Genomic DNA, 20,005 nt, shown 5'->3' on the forward strand with positions numbered 1-20,005 from the left:
CCTCCAAGCGCTGCGCGCGCTGCGCAAGAGCTCGGGCTATCACGGGCGCGGCGCGTGGGCCAAGCGCGCGCCTCCGCCGCGAGGGCGCGGGCCAAGCGCGCGCCTCCGCCGCGAGGGCGCGGGCCAAGCGCGCGCCTCCGCCGCGAGGGCGCGGGCCGCGCGGGCGCGCTCAGGCGAGCTCGCTCTGGAGCAGCATCTCGTAGAGCTCCGCCTCCGAGTCGCGCCCCTCGGCCCGCGCCCGAGCAGCGAGCCGCGCGAGCACGTCGCGCCGCCGCGGCGCGACCTCCAGGCGGACGGCGTCGTCCCCCTCCTCCATCCGCGCCGAGAGCAGGGCGAGGAGATCGAGATCGCGACCGAGCCGATCGAGCACATCGGCGAGCGCCATCGCCACCCCCTGGTCGGCGGGATCGGCGCGGAGCCGATCGGCCAGCCGCTCGGCCAGGAGCTCGTCGTCGACGCCGAACACGCGGGCCAGCGGCACCTGCCCCTCCGCCAGCGTGACGCTGCTGGGGATGGGCGCCGTGAGGTCGGTCGACGTGTCGGTACCATCGAGCGTGGGCATCTCGTCGATGGTCCCGGGGTCGATCGGCGCGGCCTTGGGCGGGGAGGCCGGCGCGCGGGGGACAGGGGGAGGCTTGTTCGGCGCCGGAGCGATCACCACGGGCTCGGGCGGGACCGTGCGCCGGCGCGGGGCGGCGACGTGGACCTCGATCCGCTGCTCGGCCGCGCGGGGCCGCTGGACCGGGCCAGGCGGCGCCGCCGGGGCAGGCGCGACCGGCGGCGCGATCTCGCCCGAGACGCGGCGGAACGCGGCGGTGATGCCTGGATCGCGCGGCCGGAGGCGCAGCGCGAGGCCTAGCTGTCGCTGCGCCGCGAGGAGATCCCCCCGGGTTCGCTCCTCGATCTCGGCGGCCTCGGCGAGCAGGGCCGCGACGGCGGCGGCGCCGTCGCCGAACGGCGCTCCTCTCGCGCGAGCGGGGCCGGCGTCGTCCGCGCGGCCCTGGAGGGCGAGCTCCACCGCGTCGCGCAGCCGCCCGAGCGCGACCGACGCTCCCCCGAGATCGCCGAGCCCGGCGCACCAGCGGCCCTCGAGCAGCCGCGCCTCCAGCGCCTCCGGCACGCCGGGCGGGACGCTCCGCACGCGCGCGATCGCCGCCGGGAGATCCCCCGCGATCTCCGCGAGGCCGCGGCCGAGCTCGAGATCGAGCGCGCACGCGGGCGCGCCGCTGCGCGCGGCGAGGGCGCGCGCCCGGGCGAGGAGGTCGAGCGCGCGCCTCCCCTCCCCCGCCGCCCGCAGCGAGCGCGCCAGGCCCGCGACCACGTCGGGGCTCTCCGGCGCGTAGCGGAGCGCCCGCTCGAAGAGCACCCGCGCGTCGGCGACGTCGCCCCGCGCGAGGAACGCCTCCGCGGCCCTGCGAGACACGGCGTGGCGCGCCTCGGCGCCGCGCGCGGAGGCCTCGAGGTGCTCGGCGTCCGCGAGCGCGCCGCGCACGTCGGCGACGTCGAGCCGCGCGTGGAATCGCGCCCACCGCAGCGCCTCGATCCCGGGCGCGCGCGCCACGCCGAGGTTCAGCGCGTCGAGGCGCACGTCGACGGCGTCCGCGAGCGCCGCCGCGCGCAGCCACGCGAGCGCGGCGAGCGGGCCGTAGGGCTCCGCGTGCGCGGCGCGCGCGAGCGCGGAGAACGCGCCATCATGATCGCCGACCGCCTCGAGGAGCGCGCCGCCGAGGAGGCCGGCGTCCACGGCGGGCATGGCGTCGACGACGGTCGAGAGCGCCCCCTCGGCGCGCTCGCCGATCACGAGGTCGAGCCAGGCGAGGCGCGAGGAGATCTCGGGGTGCCGCGGGGCGCGCTCCAGCGCGGCGAGGTAGGCGCGCCGCGCCTCGTCGAGCCCGCCCGCGAACGCGATCTCGTCGGCGGCGCCCGCGAGCTCGGCCGCCTCGAGCGCCCTGAGCGCGCGGTCGCCGAGCGCGGGAGGCGCCGCCCCGAGCGCGCCTTCGGCGCGGAAGCGGCCCGCCTCCGCGGTGACCACGGCCCACTGCACCCCCTCCACCGCGGGCGCCCTCGCGCCCGCCGCGGGCAGGAGCAGGCGGACGATCCGCTCGACCGCGGCGTCCAGAACGATCGCGCCCTCGACGAGGCGCCCGTGCGCGCCCGCCATCATCGACAGCGCCTGGAGCGCGAGCGCGTGCGGCGGGGCGGCGAGGCCGATGCCGCGGGCGCGCTCCGGCAGGAGCCTGAGCGCGCGCTCCCCCGGGGCCACGGCGACGTCGAACGCGAGCGCCGTCTCGCCGGATCGCAGCGCGACCAGCGCGCCGTCCTCGATGGGCGCGATGATGAGCTGCGGCGCGCCGTCGCCGAGGAGGCCGCGGAGCCGCGGCGCGGCCCAGCCGGCGAGCTCGGTCCCCTGCGCCTCGACGGAGAGCCGGACGAGCTGGCCACGCCGGTGCCGGAAGCGCGCCACGCCGCCGGAGAGGTCGACGGGGAACCGGATCCCGGCGAGCCGCACCACGAGCTCGGTGACGCGGAGCGGACCGAGCGCGAACGGCTCCCCGAGCTCGATGGCGAGCGCGCCCTTGCTGACGGCGAGCCGGAGGACAGGACGGTCGTCGGGCGGGCGCGGGGCCGCGCCGCCGCCGGGCGCAAGCGCGCGGATCGACGGCGCAAGGCCCAGCGCGCGCGCCGGCCGGCCGCGCCTCTGTCCAGCAGCCATACCCGCCAAGGGTATCAACCCGGCGGCATTTCAGGCGAGTTCACGGCGATCGCGCCGGACGAGGCGCGGCGGGGCGGGTCAGACGTCGCCCTTGGCGAGCTTGTCCTTCATTTTCTGGATGAGCGCCGGGAACCCATCCTTCTTGATGATCTTCGTGAACTGGGCGCGGTAGCTCCCCACCAGGCTGACGCCCTCGGTGACGATGTCCTGCACGCGCCAGACGCCGCCCTTCTCGGAGAGCTTGAAGGCGATCTCGACCGGCTCCTCGCGCGCGTCCTTCCTGGAGGCGGCCTTGGTCTTGACGATGATGGCGCTGCCGCTCGCCGTCTCGCTGAGGTACTCGACGTTGAAGTCGAGCGTCTTCTTCAGGTTGCGCTCGTAGGCCTTGCGCACGAGCTGCTTGAGGAGCTCGCTGAACTGCTGCTTCTCGGCGTCGGTCCGCGCGGCCCACTCGCTGCCCAGCGAGGCCTCCGCCAGCGCCGAGTAATCGAGCATCTCGTCGAAGACCGCGCCCACCTTCTTCTGGTTCTCGACCCCCCCCTTCTTCAGGAGGTCGAACAGGGCCGTCTGCTTGGCCTTGACGACGTCCGTCGCCGGCCCGGCGCTGGCGAGGCCCACCGGGCCGAGCGTGAGCGCGAGCAGCGAGAACGCCGCCGCGAAGAGATGGTTCATCCTGCGTGTCACGTATGGTTCTCCTTCTGTGCCTGCGGGCAGCGAGCGCGCCTCGGGAGGCTTCTACTGCTCACCTTGGTCCTACGCAAACGGCCTGCCAGGTCGGACGCAGGGCCCGGTGGCCCGGCGACGTCCCGCCCGTGCTCTCCATGAACACCGCGAAAAGAGACAGCAATCCGACTGCACTGGCCCGCTCCCCAGGGGCAGACGACGGCCTCGGCGGCCTATTCACGCGCGGCGGCGGGCTCGGCCGCAATCTCCCGGCTGGGCGCCCGGAGAAGCTCGTGCGCGGCGCAGCGGGACGTGAACGGAGCGCCACGCGTCCGATGTGACGATGCATCGACCGCGGCCGCGCGGGCTCCGCGTCAGCCCGCCGGGCGCGATCGTGGGGAGAGCTCCGCGGCGACGGCGAGGCGCTCCGCGCCGCCGGACTCCGGCGGCCGGTCCGGGACCCTCACCCGGAACGCGGTGCCCTCGCCCTCGCGGCTGTCCACCTCGATCGCGAAGCCGTGATCGTCGAGGATCCGCTTCACCACGGCCAGGCCGATGCCCATGCCGTGCGTGCGGGTCGTGAAGAACGCGTCGAAGAGGCGATCGCGGGCGCCCGCGGGGATGCCTCGCCCCTTGTCGCGGATCTCCAGGAGCCAGGCGCTCGGGTCGCGCCAGAGGCGCACGGTCACGACGGCGCCCGCGGAGCTCGCCTGGATCGCGTTCCGCACGAGGTTCCAGACGACCTGGCGCATCTGGGCCGCGTCGGCGGTCACCGGCGCGGACGACGGCCCATCGAAGCGCACCTCGACGTCGCTGCCGCGGCCCGAGCGCCCCGCGAGCACGACGACGTCGCGGGCCGTCGCCGAGAGGTCCATGCCCTCGGGCGTGGGCACCCGCGGGCGCGACAGATCGAGCATGTCGCCCACGAGGTCGTTCAGGCGCGCGGTCTCGCGCTCGATGATCTCGCAGAGCTTGCGGTCCTCGTCGGAGAGCGTCCCGCCCGTGCGGAGGAGCTCGATGGATCCCGCGATCGAGCCGAGCGGGTTCCTGATCTCGTGGGCCAGCCCCGCGGCGAGGCGGCCCAGCGCCGCGAGCCGCTCGGCCTGCTCCGCCCGCGCGGTGGCCTGCTCCGCCCGCGCGGTGGCCTGCACGAGCCGGCCGCCCGTCGCGCGCAGCCGCTCCGCCAGGTAGCTCGCGAGCAGCGTGACCACCACGATCGCGAGCAGGTTGACGAACATGGGGTACCGCAGCTCGCCCCACTGCGTCGCGTACGCCCCGGCGGGCTGGTCCGGCGGCACCCCGACGAGGTGCAGCCCGAGCGCCGCGCACAGGACGAGGTACGCCGCCGCCCCCGACGCCGCGGCGACGATGGCGCCGGGGAGCCCGAGGAGGATCGCCCCCGTGAGGCAGGTGAGGCCGTAGAGCGACGTCGCGCCGCTCGAGGCCCCGCCGGTGATGTACACGAGCGCGGTCCAGGTGATCTGATCGGTCACGAGCTGCGCCCGCGCGATCGCCCGGAGGGCGCGGTTCATGCGCAGGAACACGGCGTAGATGCCGGAGACGCCGTACGCGGCGGCGACCGTGACCAGCGCGACGTTGCTGGAGAAGCTCCCGGGGGTGAAGCCGCCGAGGTACACCGCCGCGGTCACGACGAGGAAGACCGTGAGCACCGCGAGGCGCAGCGCGATGAGCCAGGTGAGCCGGCTCGCGAGCGGCGCCTCGGCGCCGCCGGGAGCGCCGGACGGGAGCAGCACCGCCGGCGTCGAGGCGCGGGCGTCGCGCGGCGGCGCGGCCTCGGCGTGATCTCGCGGCGCCCCGGCCTCGCCGCCCGGGCTCGCCGGGGAGGCCGCGGGCGACATCACTCCGCCTTGATCTTACCGGCGAGATCGAAGATCGGCAGGTACATCGAGATGAGCACGACGCCCACCATGCCGCCGACGATGACCATGAGGAGCGGCTCGAGCAGCGACGTCAGCGCGGCGACGGCGACGTCGACCTCCTCTTCATAGAAGTCGGCGATCTTGTTGAGCATCGTGTCGAGGGCGCCGGTCTGCTCGCCGACCGCGACCATCTGCACGACCATGCCGGGGAAGACCTGCATCTCACCGAGCGGCTCGGCCATGTTCTTCCCTTCGGAGATCTTCTGGCGGGAGTACATGAGGCCCTCCTCCACGACGACGTTGCCGGCCGTCTTCGCGACGATGTCGAGCGCGTCGAGGATCGGCACGCCGGAGCCGAGCAGCGTGCCGAGCGTGCGCGAGAACCGCGCGACGGCGATCTTCTGCATGACCGGGCCGATGATGGGGAGCCTGAGGATGAGGCGGTGCACCATCCGCTTGCCGGACGGCGAGCGGTAGAAGTAGGTCGCGCCGACGACCGCGCCCACCGCCACGACCACGATGAGCGGGAGGTAGGTGACGAACGTCTTCGAGACGGCGATGACGATCTTCGTGAGCTGCGGGAGCGCGTCCTTCGCGCCGAACTCCGCGAACATCGTCTCGAAGGACGGGATGACGAACGACATCAGCACGACCATGACGACGACCATGATCACGATGACGGCGATCGGGTACGCGAGCGCGCCCCGCACCTGGCGCGCGAGCTTCACGCGCTTCTCGATGTAGATCGCGAGCCGGTTCAGGATGCTGTCGAGGATGCCGCCCACCTCGCCGGCCTGGACGAGGTTGACGAACAGGTCGTCGAAGATCTTCGGGTGGCGCCGGAGCGCGTCGCTGAACGTGGCGCCCTGCTCGACCGTGTTCTTGATGTCCTTCAGCGCCGCCTGGAAGATCTTGTTCGGCTCCTGGTTCGCCAGGATCTCGAGGCACTGGACCAGCGGGAGGCCCGCGTCGATCATCGTCGCGAACTGGCGGATGAACTTGACGAGGTCCTTCGGCTCGACGCCCGAGCCGAAGCTCAGGCTGAGGCTGAGCTGCGCCCCCTTCTTCTTGACGCGGGTGGGGTTGAGCTGCTGAGCGCGGAGGCGGTTCTGCACCGCCGCCTCGTTCTCGGCCTCCATGGTGCCCTTCCGGATCTCTCCGGTGCGGCCGCGCGCCTCCCAAACGAACTCCGCCATAGTGCTCCCGGTCTTCTCCCTGGTCCACGACGGGCCTAGCCGACGCGCAGGGGCGGCCCCGCCTCGGGGAGGCCAGGATAAAGTTCCAGGCGGTCCAGGGTCAAAGACGGTGGCGCGTTCTCTGATCCGGCAGGGGGGGCGGTGGGGGGCGGTGCGACGGGACGGGGGACGGGGAAGGAAGGGAGAGGGCGCCACGCCGAGCAGCACGCGCCGGCGGGGGTCTCCGCGCGGCGGGGGCGGGCGGGCGCTCGGCCATCCGCCAAGACGGGGACCGAAGCGCTTGCGCTGAGAACACCGCCCGGCATGTCTCCCTTCGGGCCATGCCACCTGGAACGTTTCGTCGCGCGCCACACAAGGCGCGCCTGAGACGCCGCGCCCCCTGACACCGGATGGCACCTCGGTCGGTGCTCGCCGCGCCCACCCGCCCCCGCCGCGCGGAGACCCCCGCCGGCGCTCACCTCGATCCCAGCCCGACAGCTCCTACCCGATCCGGAGGACGCGGCGTCTGGTCCGGATGGGTCAACACCGGACGGCGAAGGCGTCGGTACGTGGCCGCTGCGAGAGCTACCCGCGCCCGCGCTCCGCCACGTAGCGGACCGCGCCGTGCACCTCGCGGAGGAGCGCGCCCTGCCGGCGCTCGACGCGCACGAGCTCCTGGTGGCCTTCCCACGCGCCGACCGGCGCGACAAGGACGCCCCCGTCGCTCAGCCGCGCCTCGAGCGCCGTGGGAGGCTCGGTCAGCGCGTACGTCACCGCGACCTTCCAGGGCCGCTCCGACGGCGACGTCAGCTCGCCCGCGAGCACGCGCTCGGCGAGCGAGCGCCCGTCGCCGCACAGCAGCGTGACGCCCGCGCCCTCGTCGGACGCCCCGGCGGCGCTGGCCGCGAGCGCCTCGTCGCCCTCCTGGCGATCCGGCCGCGCGCCGAGCAGCCGAACCGCGCGCGCGTGAAGCACGGGGTCGATCTCGATCGAGGCGACGTGCCCGGTCGGGCCGACGATGCGCCGCGCGAGCGCCGCCCCGTAGCCGGTGCCCGTGCCGAGCTCGAGCAGACGGTCACCCGGCCCGAGATCGAGCAGGCTGTACGTGAGCAGGTACGCGTGCGGCGCGCTCACGGTCGCGTGCCCCGCGCGGTCGAGCGGCAACGGCGTGTCGTCCGCCGACGCGGCGAGATCCTCCGGAAGAACGAAGCGCTCGCGCGGCACGAGCAGGATCGCGTCCAGGTAGTGGGCGAGGAACTCGAAGCGGCGCGCGAGCTCGGCAACGAGCGGCGCCCGCGCGACACGCCCGGCCTCGGCGAGCTCGACGTCGCACGCGATGGCCGCGTCGAGCCGCTCGGGGACCGGCTCCCAGCGATCGGGCCGGCGATCGTCGTACCTCGCCGCAAGCGCGGCGAGCGGCGCAACGGCGGCGCGTATTTCGGTGCCCACGGGAGAAGCCACGGGGAGATCCTGAAGCAGGACCGCCCGTGCGGCTCGATTTTTCGGGGAGCGCGTCGCGATTGTCCACGCGTCGTCCGGCTCATCCGCCGAGTCATCCAGCCTGCCGCCAGAGCTCGTTTGACAGGGGCACCCTGCCCTCCTCATCCTCGGCCATGACCCCCGTCGATCTCACGCCGATCGCAGCGCTCGCGATCGAAGCGCACCGCGCTGCGCCGTGCGCGTGCGTCGCCGCAGCCGCGCGCACGCGAGACAACGTCCGGTACGGAGCGGGCGCCGCTGGACGCCTGTGGCTGGAAGGCAGCCCGCCGGCCGGCGCCCGCGGCGCGGCGCCGGCCGCGGCGACGGGCGACGCGATCTTCGATCTGGCGTCGGTGACGAAGCCGTTCACCGCGCTCGCGTTCGCCCGGCTCGCCCGCGCAGGCAAGGTGAGGTTCGACGAGCCGCTCGGTCAGGTGCTTCCGGAGCTCGCCGGCACGCGATCGGCGCGCGTGCCGCTCGAGCTCCTCGCCGCCCACCGCGCCGGGCTCGAGGCGCACCGCCCGCTCCATCCGCCCGGCGACGACGCGCCGATCGATCCCCTCGGCGCGCTGCTCGCCTGCGCGAACGGGCGCCGCGCCGAGTGCGAGGGCGATCCGCCCGCCGGCGGGTTCCCGCCGGTGTACAGCGACCTCGGGTACCTGCTGCTCGGCGCCGCGGTCGCGCGGCGCGGCGAGGCCGAGCTCGACGAGGTCGTCGCGCGGGAGGTGACGGGCCCCCTCGGGCTCGCGGTCGCGCCGGTCCGCGCGCTCCGGCGGCGCGAGCCGCGGTTCGACGAGCGCGTCGTCCCCACCGAGGACGTCGCGTTTCGCGGGGGCGTGATCCGCGGCGCGGTGCACGACGACAACGCCTGGACGATCGCGCGCGACGGGATGGCCGGGCACGCGGGCCTCTTCGGCGACGCCATGTCCGTGGCGCGGCTCGGGGTCGCGCTGCTCGAGGCGCTCGCGGGCGAGCGCCCGGAGTGGCTCTCGCGCGACGACGTAGAGCGGCTGATCGCGCCGCGCCCGGGCGGGTCGCTGCGCGCCGGGTTCGACGGCAGGAGCGGCGAGAGGTCGAGCTCCGGCGCGCGCTTCGGCCCGCAGACCTTCGGCCACCTCGGCTTCACAGGGACGAGCCTCTGGATCGATCCGGAAGCGGAGCTCGTCGGCGTGCTGCTCACGAACCGCGTCCACCCGACGCGCGCCTCCGACGCGATCCGTCGCGCGCGGCCCGCCGTCTACGACGCGATCGCGGAGGCCATGGCGCGGGCGCGATGACGCGAGGGCGGATGGCGCGCCGCATCGCTCCCGCGTTTTCGCGGGCCGGCGCGGAGCGATGCTAGGCTGCCGCGGTGTCACACGGCGCCGTCCCCGAAGAGCTGGGCCCGTCCTCCGGGCTGGTTCGCTCGCCCGCAGAGCCGCCGCGCGCACCCGGCGAGCTGCCCCCCGGCGTGGTCCAGCGCGAGCACGACGCGGGCGACGCGCCGAGGCCCCCCGGCGCGGGCGATGCCCCGCCCCCCGGGTCCGCCAGGGCGCTGCGGCGCGCGCAGCCCTCCGCCGCGAAGCCCAGCTCGCTCCGCCAGAACGCCGCGCAGAGCGGCCGCTTCATCCGCGCGTACCTGACGACGTTCACCGTCCTCGCGAGCTACCTCTGGTTCTTCTTCCTCCGCCGCCTCTTCGGAGAGACGTGGGCGAACAACCGCGTGGACGAGGTCCATGCGAGGAACGCCCGCCGCATCGAGCGCACGATCGTCGAGCTCCAGGGCCTCTTCATCAAGGTCGGCCAGATGCTCAGCATCATGGCGAACTTCCTCCCCGCGACCCTGCGCGCGGGGCTCGAGGGGCTGCAGGACCAGGTGCCGCCGCGCCCCTACGAGGAGATCGAGGCGCGCATCGCCGAGGAGCTCGGGCGCCCCATCGGCGAGGTCTTCGCCCGCTTCCACAGGGAGCCGCTCGCGAGCGCGTCGCTCGGCCAGGTGCACGAGGCGTGGCTCATGGACGGCACGCGCGTGGCCGTGAAGGTGCAGCACCGCGACATCGACGAGATCGTCCGCCTCGACCTGCTCACCATCCGCCGCATCATGGCGATCGTCGCGCAGTTCGTCCCCGTGCAGGGGCTCGACGCCTACTACCACCAGATCCGCTCGATGATCCTGGAGGAGCTCGACTTCGTTCGCGAGGCCAGGAACATCGTGCGCATCGCCGACAACTTCGCGAAGCAGCCGCAGGTCCGGTTCCCCCGGCCCATCGAGGCCTACTGCACGCGCCGGGTGATGACGACGACGTTCGTCGAGGGCATCAAGGTGGGCGACGTCGCGGCGCTCGACGCGCACGGCGTCGATCGCAAGGCGCTCGCCCGGCAGATCGTGCAGGTCTTCTGCCAGCAGATCTTCATCGACGGCGTCTACCACGCGGATCCGCACCCGGGGAACATGCTGGTCGGGCCGGGCGGGGAGCTCATCCTGCTCGACTTCGGCGCAGTCGCCGAGCTCTCCCAGGAGATGCGCGAGGGCATCCCCGAGTTCCTCGAGGCCGTGATCCGCCGCGACACGGAGGGGATCATCAAGGCGCTGCGCAAGATGCGCTTCTTCTCGCGGCGGGACGCCGTCGACGTCAGCGAGAAGGTCGTCGAGTTCTTCCACCAGCGCTTCCAGGACGAGGTGAAGCTCGAGTCGTTCAACCTGAAGGACATCAAGCTCGATCCGCAGAAGGGCATCGAGAGCCTGATCGACCTCCGGCGCATGAACATCGGGCTGAAGGAGCTCTCCGGCGCGTTCCACGTGCCGCGCGACTTCGTGCTGCTCGAGCGCACCCTCCTCCTCTTGACCGGCGTCTGCACGCAGCTCGATCCGGACCTGAACCCGATGGATGTCGTGCGCCCCTACCTGCAGGACTTCGTCCTCGGCAGCCGCGACTGGGCCCAGATCGCCCTCGAGGCGGCGAAGGACATGGGGATCAAGGCGCTGACGATCCCGGACGATCTGCGCAAGTACCTCACGCGCGCCAACCGCGGCGAGGCCGAGGTGAAGATCCGCGGCCTCGCCCAGGCCGCGTCGCTCGTCTACACGGGGGTGCGCCAGCTCATCTACGCGGCGCTCGCGATCGCCGCCGGCTTCGCGGGGCTCCAGCTGTACCTGGCTGGCCAGGCGGCGCTCGCGCGCTATTGCCTCTACGGCGCCGCTGCGGCCGGCGCGCTGCTCGCAGGGAGCCTCCTGTTCACGAACCGAGGGTGACGACACGCCATGAGCTCGATCGATCTGTCCCAGTACGAGGCCGACGTCGCGGCCGCCGAGGCCGAGGTGACGCGGATCAGGGAGGCGAACGCGGCGCTCGCCGAGGAGTACCGCGGCGTTCCCGCGGAGGACGCGCGCGAGATCCTCCGCCGCGGCGCGGCGTCGCTCGCCGCCGCGCGCGACCGCTGCGAGGCGGCGCGCGTCGCGCTGAAGCTCGCGCAGACGACCGGCTCGCCGCACGGGCTGCTCGCGAAGGGCGGGGTCGTCGCGGGCTCGGTGGCCGTCGCCATCCCCGCCGGCTCGTCGAGCGTCGAGCGGGCCCGCCTCGTCGACGAGGCGCTCTCGGCCGAGCTCACCGGCGCCGCGCGCGACCTCGGCGTGGTGCTCGCCGCGCCCGCCGAGCGCTACACGCGGGAGCGCCCCGGGCGCGACGCGGAGGGGCGCACCATCCTGGAGGTGTCCGGGCACGTGGAGGGCGATCTGCTGATGCCCGCCGTCTCCAAGGCGGCCAAGAACGCGCGCAGGAGCTGAGCTCAGCGCGCAGGACCCGAGCTCAGCGCGCGAGGCGCTCGCATGCCGCGCGCGCTGAGATGCACGCCGCGACGCCGCGGCGCTCAGCCCCGGAACGCGGCGATGATCGCCGCGGCCCGCTCCTCGACGCGCGCGCGGAGCGGGGCGAAGCGCGCGTCCGCGCGCGCGCGATCGAGCACCGTGCAGCGCTGCATCCAGAAGGCGTCGAAGAGCCCTGCGTCCACCGCGCCGGCGAGCACGCGGAAGAGCGCGTCGTCGTCGCCGAGGAAGGCGAGGATCTCGGCGTACATCTGGAAGAAGAGCGGGCGCAGCCGGCTGCCCGGCTCGGAGCTGTCCGCCTTCGCGCTCAGGAACGCCCGCTGCTCGTCCGAGAGCCGCGACGTCGCGAGCACGTCGCGGTAGATGCGCGCGTACTGGATCGGGATGGTCTCCATCGCGAGCGGCAGATCGTCGATGGGGAACGCGGCGCCGCGCCACAGCCCGAAGCGGGCGCGCATCACCGCCTTGTGAAAGCGGCTCGACGGGTCCTCCGCCGGCAGGTCGAGCAGCACGCCGGCCGCCGGCCAGTCGCCGAGCAGCGCGCGGCCGCGCGCCAGCTCCCAGCGCGGGAACGGCTCGCTCGGATCGAGCGCCAGCGCCGTGTCGAGCCGGAACATCGCCTCGTCGACGAGCCCCGCCTCGAGGAGGATGCGGCCGAGCAGCTCGTGCGCCTTGGCCAGGCTCGGCGCGCACTGGAGCGCCTTGCGCAGCGCCGGGACGGCGCCGACCGGATCGCCCGCGCTGAAGCGGACCGTGGCGAGGGCCACCCACGGCTCGCCGAGCGCGGGGGCCAGCGCGATCGCCCGCTCGGCGGCCTGCTGCGCCTTCGCGAACTGCGCCGCGCCTTCACCCCGCGCGCCCATCAGCCGCGCGAAGGCGATCGCGTAACCGGACAGGATGCTCGGATCGTTCGGGGAGAACGACAGCGCCTCCTCGAACAGCGCCACGGCCGGCGCGGCGTCCCCGTACCAGAGGCGCCGCATCTGGTGGCGCGCGCGCAGGTACAGGTCGATCGCGCGCGGGTCGCTCGGCGACTCGCGCTCGCGGCTGGCGGCGTCGACGGTGAGCGCCGCGGCGATCGCGCTCGCCGCGTCGTCGCTCACCGTGAGCAGCGCCTCGGGCGAGCTGTCGAACCGCTTCGCCCAGAGCTGGAACCCGTCCTCGACGCCGATGACGCGCACGGTGACGCGCACGCCGCCAGGCGGCATGCGCGACGCCGGCCGCGAGTACGGCGCCGGGGGCTGCGAGCGCGGCCCTTCCGGGGCGTAGGCGCTGCCGGTGCGGCGGATCGACCCCTCGACGACGACCTGCACGCCGAGCTCGCGGCCGACATCCCTGGGATCGCGGCCGTCGAGCCGCACCCGGGAGACCGCTGCGCGCGGCCGGACCTTGAGGCCGGCGGTCATCGACAGGGTGTCGGTGAGGTCCTCGGTGAAGCCGTCGGCGAGGTACTCGTCGTCCGGCGCGCCGACGTTGCGGAACGGGAGCACGGCGACCGTCTTCAGCGACGACGTCGGCGTCGGCGCGGGCGTGGGCGCGGGTGCCGCCAGCGTGGGCGAGTTGAGCCGCCGCTGCGGCGCCGTGACCGCCTCGACCGACGACGCGGCGACCCGGGTCGGGTTCTGCTCGATCGGCTGCGGCGCCGTCGGCGCGGCCGTGGCGGAGGACGCGGCGATGGCGGACACGAGCGACTGCGCCGGCTGCGGGGCGATCGACAGGCGCGAGCGCGCGAGCAGGAGCGCGCGGTGGGCCTCGGCCGCGCTGGCGTAGCGGTCCTCACGGCGGATCGCCATGCACCTCAGGACGACGTCCGCGACCGGGAGGGGCACGTCCGGACGGACGGAGCGCGGGTCGGGCGGCGGGGACTTGAGCCTGGACATGGCGGCCGCGATCGCGCCGGCGCCCGGCCACGCGCGCCGGTGGGTGAGGCACTCGAAGAGGATCATGCCGAGCGCGTAGATGTCGGTGCGGGCGTCGAGGTCGGGCTCGCCGGTCAGCTGCTCCGGCGACATGTACGCGGGGGAGCCGAGCACGAAGCCCTGCGACTCGCCGGCGCTCGGCCCGGACGAGGTGCGCGCGATGCCGAAATCGGTGATGACGACGCGCCCGTTCTTGTCGATGAGGACGTTCTCGGGCTTGAGGTCGCGGTGCACGATGCCCGCCGCGTGCGCGGCGCCGAGCCCGTCGCAGAGCGAGCAGCCGATGCCGATGGCCTGCTGCGACGGCATCGGGCCCGTCCGCGCGAGAACGCCGTGCAGCGACTCGCCCTCGACGCACTCCATCGTGAGGAACTTCTCGCCGTCGTGGTCGCCGAAGTCGAACGTCCGCGCCACGTTCCTGTGCGTGACGCGGCGCGCGAGCTTCACCTCTTGCCGGAAGCGCTCGAGCATGCCGGCGGAGTCAGCGAGATCACGACGGAGCATCTTGAGGGCGACCACCTCGTCGAGCTCCACGTCGCGGACGCGGTACACGCTGCCCATGCCGCCGGTGCCGAGCAGGCCGAGGATCTCGTAGCGCCCGGCGATGCGCTGAGGCGCCGCGACGAAGCCAGACCCATGGCTCGGCTCGCTGCGCGGCGTCGGCTCGGAGGCGGTAAGTCGCCTGTCGCTCACCCGGTCAGTCTACCCACGCTGAAGGGCAGAAGTCAGCGCGAGCGAACCGCTGGACAGAAAACATGAAATTCGCCGCATCCTGCTCACCTCGACATACCTTCTTCCCGCTTCCGCTCCTGGCGTCGCTCCGTTATATGTACGCGCTCCGCGGGTGGACGAATGCAGCATCGCACCAAGCATGAGCCGTCGTCCTCTCTGCTGGAGGTGAGCCTCGATCCGGGCGAGGCGCTGCTCGCGGAGGCGGGCGCGATGGTCGCGCGGTCGCCGAGCCTGCGGACGGAGGTCCGGCTCAACGCGGGCCGCGGGGCCGGGCTGCTCGGGCGGCTCAAGGCGTTCTTCGTCGCGCTGCTCCGGAAGCTCGCGGGGGGCGAGACGTTCTTCGTGAACCGGATCGAGGCGCCGGAGGGCGGGTGGGTGTGGCTCGCCCCACCGCTCAGCGGCGGCATCAAGCACGTCCGCCTCCAGGGAGAGACGGTGCTCTTCGGCGCGGGCTCGTACCTCGCGAGCGCGGGCGACGTCGACGTCAAGGTGCGCTGGGGTGGGCTGCGCGCCATCCTCGCCCGGGAGTGCGCCTTCTTCATCGAGGCCTCCGGCGTCGGGGATCTCTGGATCACGAGCTACGGGGCGATCGAGGAGCTCCCGTGCGACGGCTCGCTCGTCGTGGACAGCGGGCACCTCGTCGGGTTCGACGCGTCGCTCGCGCTCAAGATCAGGAGCCCTGGCGGCGGGCTCATGGGCCTCATGGTCTCTGGCGAAGGCGTGGTGTGCGAGCTCTCGGGCCGCGGCCGCGTGCTGATCCAGTCGCGCAGCACCGGCGCGCTCGTGGGGTGGCTCGCGCCGCTGCTCCCGCCCTGAGGGAGCGGCGGAGACGTCCGATGCAGGTGAATCTCCTCTACCGTCCCTCCCAGGCCCTCGCGCAGTGCTGGCTCGACCCGGGCGAGCGCGTGTTCGCCGAGAGCGGCGCGCTCGTGGGCATGTCGACGAACGTGCGCGTGGAGACGCAGTCGGGCGGCATCATGTCGGGCTTGAAGCGGATGCTGGCCGGAGAGTCCTTCTACAGGAACGCGTTCGCCGCGGAGGGCGGGCGCGGAGAGGTGCTGTTCGCGACGCCGCTGTCCGGGGACATGGCCGTGCTGGAGGTGGGTGACCGGCAATGGTGCGTCCAGAGCAGCGCCTATGTCGCGTCCAGCCCCGATGTCGAGGTGAGGACGCGCTCGTCCGGCCTGCGCGGCTTCTTCTCGGGGGCGGGGCTCTTCGCGCTGGAGACGGCGGGGCAGGGGCAGATGATCATCGGCGCGTTCGGCGCGCTCGAGGAGCTCGAGGTGAGAGGCCACGTCGTCATCGACACGGGGCACATCGCAGCGTGGGAGTCGACGCTCGCCTGCCGGATCGGCAAGAACACGTCGACGTGGCTCGGCACGTGGCTCTCGGGCGAGGGCCTCGTCTGCCACGTCGAGGGGAACGGCAGCCTGTGGGTCCAGTCGCGCAACGCCGGCAGGTACGGCGCGGCGATCGGCGCGCGGCTCGCCCCGCGGCAGCCCTAGAGATCGGGGGACGGCGTGCGCGACGAGATCCGAGGCAACCCCGAGTTCGGCGTGCTCCACGTGACCTTCGAGCACGCCGGCGAGCAGATCGTCGCGGAGAGCGGCGCGATGGTCGCGCGCGACGCGGCCATCGACATGAAGACCAGCCTGCAGGGCGGGCTCGCCAGCGCGCTCAAGCGCAGGATGACGGCCGGAGAGAGCCTCTTCCAGAGCACCTTCACGGCGACGGCGCCCATGCAGTCGATGCGGCTCGCGCCGGCCCCCGAGGGCTCGATCGAGCGCCTCGTGCTGCGCTCGGGCATGGAGGTGTTCCTCCAGTCGGGCGCCTATCTCGCCTCCACGCCCGGCATCACGCTCGACACGAAGTGGCAGGGGGCCAAGGGCTTCTTCGCCGGCGGCCTGTCGCTGCTCCGGGCGTATGGCGAGGGGCTGATCTGGTTCTCGAGCTACGGCGGTATCCACGCGATCGACGTCGGTCGCCAGCACGAGGGCTATCTCTGCGACAACACCCATCTGCTCGCGTTCACCGAGGGCCTGAGGTACCAGGTGCGCAAGCTGTCGGGCCTGAAGGGCCTGTTCCTGTCCGGCGAGGGGCTCGTCTGCGAGTTCCAGGGGCACGGGAGGCTCTGGCTGCAGACCCGGAACCCGGGAGCGCTCTCGGCGTTCCTCCATCCGTTCCGGCCCGTGGGCGGCGGCCACTAGCTCCGCCCGCCGGAGGTCCGGCCAGGCCTTCCGGGATCGCCGCGCCGGCGGGCGGCCTGCCTGGCCCGCCCGGTGCTTGCCCGGCGCGCGCGACGATCCGAGACGCGCTCGTGGATTTCGGCGCTGGCGACGGCGCGGTCCCGGTCGTCCGCCATGGGCCGGCGCGCCGTCATTGCCTTCCCGGAGGCGGACTCGCTAAAGTAGTCCCGCCTCGCTGAGGAGGCTCGTACGGCGAGCGGTGGGGTGCCACGGATCCACCGGGGCTCGCGGGGCGAGCCTGGCCCCGCCCGAGTACCCCGAACCCGCTATGTGGAAGCTGACGATCGAGGATGACGAGGGGAAACAGACGGGGCTCCCCCTCGCCCATGAGGAGTACGCGCTCGGACGCGGAGAGTCGAACTCGATCCGGCTGACCGATCGCAACGTCTCGCGCACCCACGCCACGCTGGCCAAGAACGGCCAGGGCTGGGTCATCCGGGATCTCGACAGCTACAACGGCACGTACGTCAACGGCGGGCGCGTCAACGGCGAGCAGCACCTGCGCCACGGCGACCTCGTGCAGCTCGGCGACTACCGCATCGAGATCGTCGATGAGGCGCTCTCGTCCGCCGTGACGAGCCCGACGCCGCCGCCGGGCAGCCGCAGCACGGCGCACCTGCCGCTCCACACCCGCCCGAACCGGCTCGTCATGGTCGTCGGCCCGACCCCCGGCGCGGAGTTCCCGCTCGACGGCGAGCGCTTCACGATCGGGCGCTCCGAGGACGCGACCATCTCGATCAACCACAGCTCCGTGAGCCGCCTGCACGCCGAGCTCATCAGCCTCGGCAGCGGCCGCTACGAGGTCGTCGACAAGCAGAGCGCGAACGGCGTGCGCATCAACGGCGTCGAGCTCAAGCGGGGCCTGCTCGAGGCGGGCGACGCGCTCGAGCTCGGCGACGTCCGCCTCCGCTTCGTCGCTGCTGGCAAGATCTTTCGCGCGGGGCCGGACGGCGGGCCTGGCGTGGCGCCGGGCGCCTACGGGAGCGTGGCCCCCTCCGCGCAGTCATCCCGCTCGCTCGGCGGGGCGAGCAAGGCGATGGGGCTCCTGCTCGCGGTCGCCTTGATCGTCGTCATCGCCGTGATCGTGGCCACGCGCGCCCGGTCGCACGGGTCCACGACGCCCGAGCCGGACGTGAGGCCCGTGGTGGCGGCGCAGGCGGGCGACGACGCGCAGATCCTCGACGCGGCGCAGGAGCACTTCCGCTCGGGGAACATCGACGCCGCGCACCGGAAGCTGCAGGAGATCGCCGAGACGTCGCCGGTCCGGGAGACGCCGCGCTTCAAGGAGATCGAGGAGCGCTGGGCGGAGGGGATGTTCCGGCAGGTCGAGCAGGCCGGGACCAAGGCGGAGAAGCTCGCGCTGCTCAACGAGATCGCGAAGACGACGGGCGTCCCGACGGCGCTCCGCGCGCGGGTGGCCGAGATGCGGCGGCAGGTCGACCCGGAGGCGCCGCCCGAGCCGGAGCCGGTGCCGCAGCACGTCGGCTCGCCGGCGTCCTGGCTGCCGCAACCCGCGCCCACGCCTGCGCCATCGGCTTCGGCTTCTGCCTCGGCGCCGGCGCCCTCGGCCTCGGGCGCCGCGCCGGCGAGCTCTGGCCTCGACTCTAGCTCGTACCCCGCGCAGCGGCGGGCGCTCGAGCCGAAGGTCTGGAACGGGAAGGCGTCGGCCAGCGAGATCAAGCTGCTGCGCGCGATCTGCATCCACCAGGGCGACGCGGTCTGCCGCGACAAGGCGACGGCGGCCCTGGACAAGCTCGAGAAGAAGGGCCTGTAGCCGCCGCTTCCATCCTTCTTTCCCACGTGCGTCGATGACCTCCAGGAGCAGCACCAGGGCTCACGAGCCGGCCGTCCACGCGCCGGATGCGCGCGAGGCCCACGTCCACGAGGCGCCCCCGCCGGGCGGGCGTGATGTGCCTCCGGCTGCGCGCGACGGAGGCTCCGTGCCCGTGGGCTCGCCGGCGCGGAACGGGCTCGCCTCGCCGGCTGCCCGGGCGATGGCGACGCTCGCCCTGCTCGTGCTCGTCCCCTACGCGCACCCGAGCCTGTCGCGGCTGCGGGTGCTCACGCCGCTGCCCGAGGGGGAGGGGCTCGTCGTGGTCCCGGCGCCGGCGCCGGTGGCGTCGGTCGGCGAGACGACGCTCGTCACCGAGACCACCGAGCAGGCCGAGCTGCGCCAGCCCGAGGAAATCGCGTTGCCGGCCGCGGCCGCCGAGCTCATGCCGGCAGCGGTCGCCTCCGAGGGCAAGCCGCCGCGGCCGATCGAGGACCCGAGCGGCAAGGCGATGACGCCGTTCTTCCGCGCGCTCGCGGCGGTGGAGCGCAAGGCGCCGCAGTCGATCGCGCGCATCACCTACTTCGGCGACTCCATCGTGGCGAGCGACTTCGTGACGGCGACGCTGCGGCGCAAGCTGCAGAAGCGGTTCGGGGACGCCGGCCACGGGTTCATGCTGATGGCGAACGCCTGGCCGGGATATTTCCACAACGACGTTGTCCGCTTCGCCGGCCCAGGCTGGCAGGTGAGCCGCGTGGTGGGCCCGTTCGCCAAGGACGGGCTCTACGGGCTCGGCGGCGTGTCGTTCCGCTCGCAGGGCGCGGGGGTGTTCTCGCGCTTCGCCACCGCGGAGTCCGGGACCTACGGGCGCGCGGTCTCGCGGTTCGCCGTCGATTACCTGAAGCACCCCGAGGGCGGGCGGATGGAGATCAAGATCGACGGCGAGAGCCGCGAGATGATCGACACGCGGGCCGACGCGGCCGGCTCGGCGATCGCGACCTACGAGGTCCCGGACGGGCCGCACGCCATCGAGGTGCGGGCGCACGGCCCGGGGGTCCGGGCGTTCGGCGTCTGGATGGAGCGGGACACGCCGGGGGTGGTGCTCGACGCCATCGGCATCCAGGGCTGCCGCATCCGCTTCCTCGACAAGAGCGACGACGCCCATTTCGCCGAGCAGCTGCGCGCGCGGAGCCCGTCCTTGACGGTGTTCCACTACGGCATGAACGAGAGCGAGGACGGCGAGCTGTTCCCGCTCGATCAATACGAGTCGACGATGAAGGCGGTGCTCGAGCAGGTGACCGCGGCGCTGCCCGGGTCGTCGTGCCTGCTCGTGGGCCCGATGGACCGCGCCGACAAGAAGGGCGAGGTGTACCGGAGCCGCCCGGTGATCCCGAAGCTCGCGGCGATCCAGCGCAGGGTGGCCGGGCAGGTCGGCTGCGGCTACTTCGACACCTTCGGCGCGATGGGCGGCTCCGGCTCGATGGGGATCTGGGTCCAGCGTGGGCTCGGCGGCGCCGATCTCGCGCACCCGTCGGGCGCGGGGGCCGAGGTCATCGGCCGCTGGCTGTACCTCGCCTTGATGGACGCCTACGAGGGCTGGAAGGCGAACGCCGCGCGGCCCTGAG

General features: G+C 73.7%; 14 protein-coding genes. 8 read left to right on the top strand and 6 right to left on the bottom strand.

Translation table 11 applies throughout. From position 1 onward, the window contains the following. Positions 1-169 precede the first annotated feature (169 nt). The 5 genes from WMF12_RS32575 to WMF12_RS32595 form a co-directional block, all read right to left on the bottom strand. On the bottom strand, positions 170-2,713 hold the full coding sequence (locus WMF12_RS32575; RefSeq protein WP_437851659.1) for a tetratricopeptide repeat protein: 2,544 nt from the start codon (positions 2,711-2,713) through the stop codon (positions 170-172). Between the two features lie 78 nt (positions 2,714-2,791). Next, positions 2,792-3,397 (bottom strand): MlaC/ttg2D family ABC transporter substrate-binding protein, encoded by a 606-nt coding sequence (locus tag WMF12_RS32580; protein ID WP_437851660.1) that lies wholly within the window; start codon positions 3,395-3,397, stop codon positions 2,792-2,794. Positions 3,398-3,750: 353 nt separating this feature from the next. After that, complete coding sequence (locus WMF12_RS32585) at positions 3,751-5,235, bottom strand: sensor histidine kinase (protein WP_437851662.1); 1,485 nt, start codon at positions 5,233-5,235, stop codon at positions 3,751-3,753. After that, on the bottom strand, positions 5,235-6,452 hold the full coding sequence (locus WMF12_RS32590) for a type II secretion system F family protein (RefSeq protein WP_437740555.1): 1,218 nt from the start codon (positions 6,450-6,452) through the stop codon (positions 5,235-5,237). The genes WMF12_RS32585 and WMF12_RS32590 overlap by 1 nt, the downstream gene beginning before the upstream one ends. 564 nt (positions 6,453-7,016) lie before the next feature. Beyond that, positions 7,017-7,892 (bottom strand): protein-L-isoaspartate O-methyltransferase family protein, encoded by an 876-nt coding sequence (locus WMF12_RS32595; protein ID WP_437851665.1) that lies wholly within the window; start codon positions 7,890-7,892, stop codon positions 7,017-7,019. A 152-nt stretch (positions 7,893-8,044) separates the two neighbouring features. Here WMF12_RS32595 and WMF12_RS32600 point away from each other — a divergent pair, with 152 nt between their 5' ends. The 3 genes from WMF12_RS32600 to WMF12_RS32610 all read left to right on the top strand — a co-directional run bounded on the left by WMF12_RS32600 (position 8,045) and on the right by WMF12_RS32610 (position 11,673). Beyond that, positions 8,045-9,187: a serine hydrolase domain-containing protein gene (locus WMF12_RS32600; RefSeq protein ID WP_437851667.1), complete on the top strand. Its 1,143-nt coding sequence runs from the start codon at positions 8,045-8,047 to the stop codon at positions 9,185-9,187. A gap of 74 nt (positions 9,188-9,261) precedes the next feature. Next, a complete protein-coding gene (locus WMF12_RS32605) occupies positions 9,262-11,142 on the top strand; it encodes an AarF/UbiB family protein (RefSeq protein ID WP_437851669.1) in 1,881 nt (626 codons plus the stop codon). A 9-nt stretch (positions 11,143-11,151) separates the two neighbouring features. Then, positions 11,152-11,673: a hypothetical protein gene (locus tag WMF12_RS32610; protein ID WP_437740559.1), complete on the top strand. Its 522-nt coding sequence runs from the start codon at positions 11,152-11,154 to the stop codon at positions 11,671-11,673. A gap of 83 nt (positions 11,674-11,756) precedes the next feature. Here the strand turns inward: WMF12_RS32610 and WMF12_RS32615 are convergent, their stop codons facing one another. After that, positions 11,757-14,324: a protein kinase domain-containing protein gene (locus tag WMF12_RS32615; RefSeq protein ID WP_437851671.1), complete on the bottom strand. Its 2,568-nt coding sequence runs from the start codon at positions 14,322-14,324 to the stop codon at positions 11,757-11,759. 159 nt (positions 14,325-14,483) lie between these two features. Between WMF12_RS32615 and WMF12_RS32620 the strand changes: the two genes are divergently transcribed. The 5 genes from WMF12_RS32620 to WMF12_RS32640 all read left to right on the top strand — a co-directional run bounded on the left by WMF12_RS32620 (position 14,484) and on the right by WMF12_RS32640 (position 20,004). Continuing rightward, complete coding sequence (locus tag WMF12_RS32620; protein ID WP_437851673.1) at positions 14,484-15,179, top strand: TIGR00266 family protein; 696 nt, start codon at positions 14,484-14,486, stop codon at positions 15,177-15,179. 20 nt (positions 15,180-15,199) lie between these two features. After that, positions 15,200-15,868, top strand: coding sequence for a TIGR00266 family protein (locus WMF12_RS32625; RefSeq protein ID WP_437740562.1), 669 nt, complete (start codon positions 15,200-15,202; stop codon positions 15,866-15,868). A gap of 15 nt (positions 15,869-15,883) precedes the next feature. Beyond that, on the top strand, positions 15,884-16,570 hold the full coding sequence (locus tag WMF12_RS32630) for a TIGR00266 family protein (protein WP_437543515.1): 687 nt from the start codon (positions 15,884-15,886) through the stop codon (positions 16,568-16,570). A gap of 307 nt (positions 16,571-16,877) precedes the next feature. Then, entirely contained in the window at positions 16,878-18,383 is a 1,506-nt protein-coding gene (locus tag WMF12_RS32635) for an FHA domain-containing protein (RefSeq protein WP_437851675.1), read from the top strand. 34 nt (positions 18,384-18,417) lie between these two features. Beyond that, on the top strand, positions 18,418-20,004 hold the full coding sequence (locus tag WMF12_RS32640; protein ID WP_437851678.1) for a GDSL-type esterase/lipase family protein: 1,587 nt from the start codon (positions 18,418-18,420) through the stop codon (positions 20,002-20,004). Position 20,005 lies beyond the last annotated feature (1 nt).

Source organism: Sorangium sp. So ce363 (genome assembly GCF_051520435.1).
GTDB lineage: Bacteria > Myxococcota_A > Polyangia > Polyangiales > Polyangiaceae > Sorangium > Sorangium cellulosum_B.

What these genes read in the sequence shown, in the direction of transcription:
- WMF12_RS32610 (WP_437740559.1), top strand. Translation starts at nt 11,152, where the DNA reads ATGAGCTCGATCGATCTGTCCCAGTACGAGGCCGACGTCGCGGCCGCC.
- WMF12_RS32625 (WP_437740562.1), top strand. Translation starts at nt 15,200, where the DNA reads ATGCAGGTGAATCTCCTCTACCGTCCCTCCCAGGCCCTCGCGCAGTGC.
- WMF12_RS32640 (WP_437851678.1), top strand. Translation starts at nt 18,418, where the DNA reads ATGACCTCCAGGAGCAGCACCAGGGCTCACGAGCCGGCCGTCCACGCG.
- WMF12_RS32590 (WP_437740555.1), bottom strand. Translation starts at nt 6,452, where the DNA reads ATGGCGGAGTTCGTTTGGGAGGCGCGCGGCCGCACCGGAGAGATCCGG.
- WMF12_RS32635 (WP_437851675.1), top strand. Translation starts at nt 16,878, where the DNA reads ATGTGGAAGCTGACGATCGAGGATGACGAGGGGAAACAGACGGGGCTC.
- WMF12_RS32585 (WP_437851662.1), bottom strand. Translation starts at nt 5,235, where the DNA reads ATGTCGCCCGCGGCCTCCCCGGCGAGCCCGGGCGGCGAGGCCGGGGCG.
- WMF12_RS32620 (WP_437851673.1), top strand. Translation starts at nt 14,484, where the DNA reads ATGCAGCATCGCACCAAGCATGAGCCGTCGTCCTCTCTGCTGGAGGTG.
- WMF12_RS32575 (WP_437851659.1), bottom strand. Translation starts at nt 2,713, where the DNA reads ATGGCTGCTGGACAGAGGCGCGGCCGGCCGGCGCGCGCGCTGGGCCTT.
- WMF12_RS32600 (WP_437851667.1), top strand. Translation starts at nt 8,045, where the DNA reads ATGACCCCCGTCGATCTCACGCCGATCGCAGCGCTCGCGATCGAAGCG.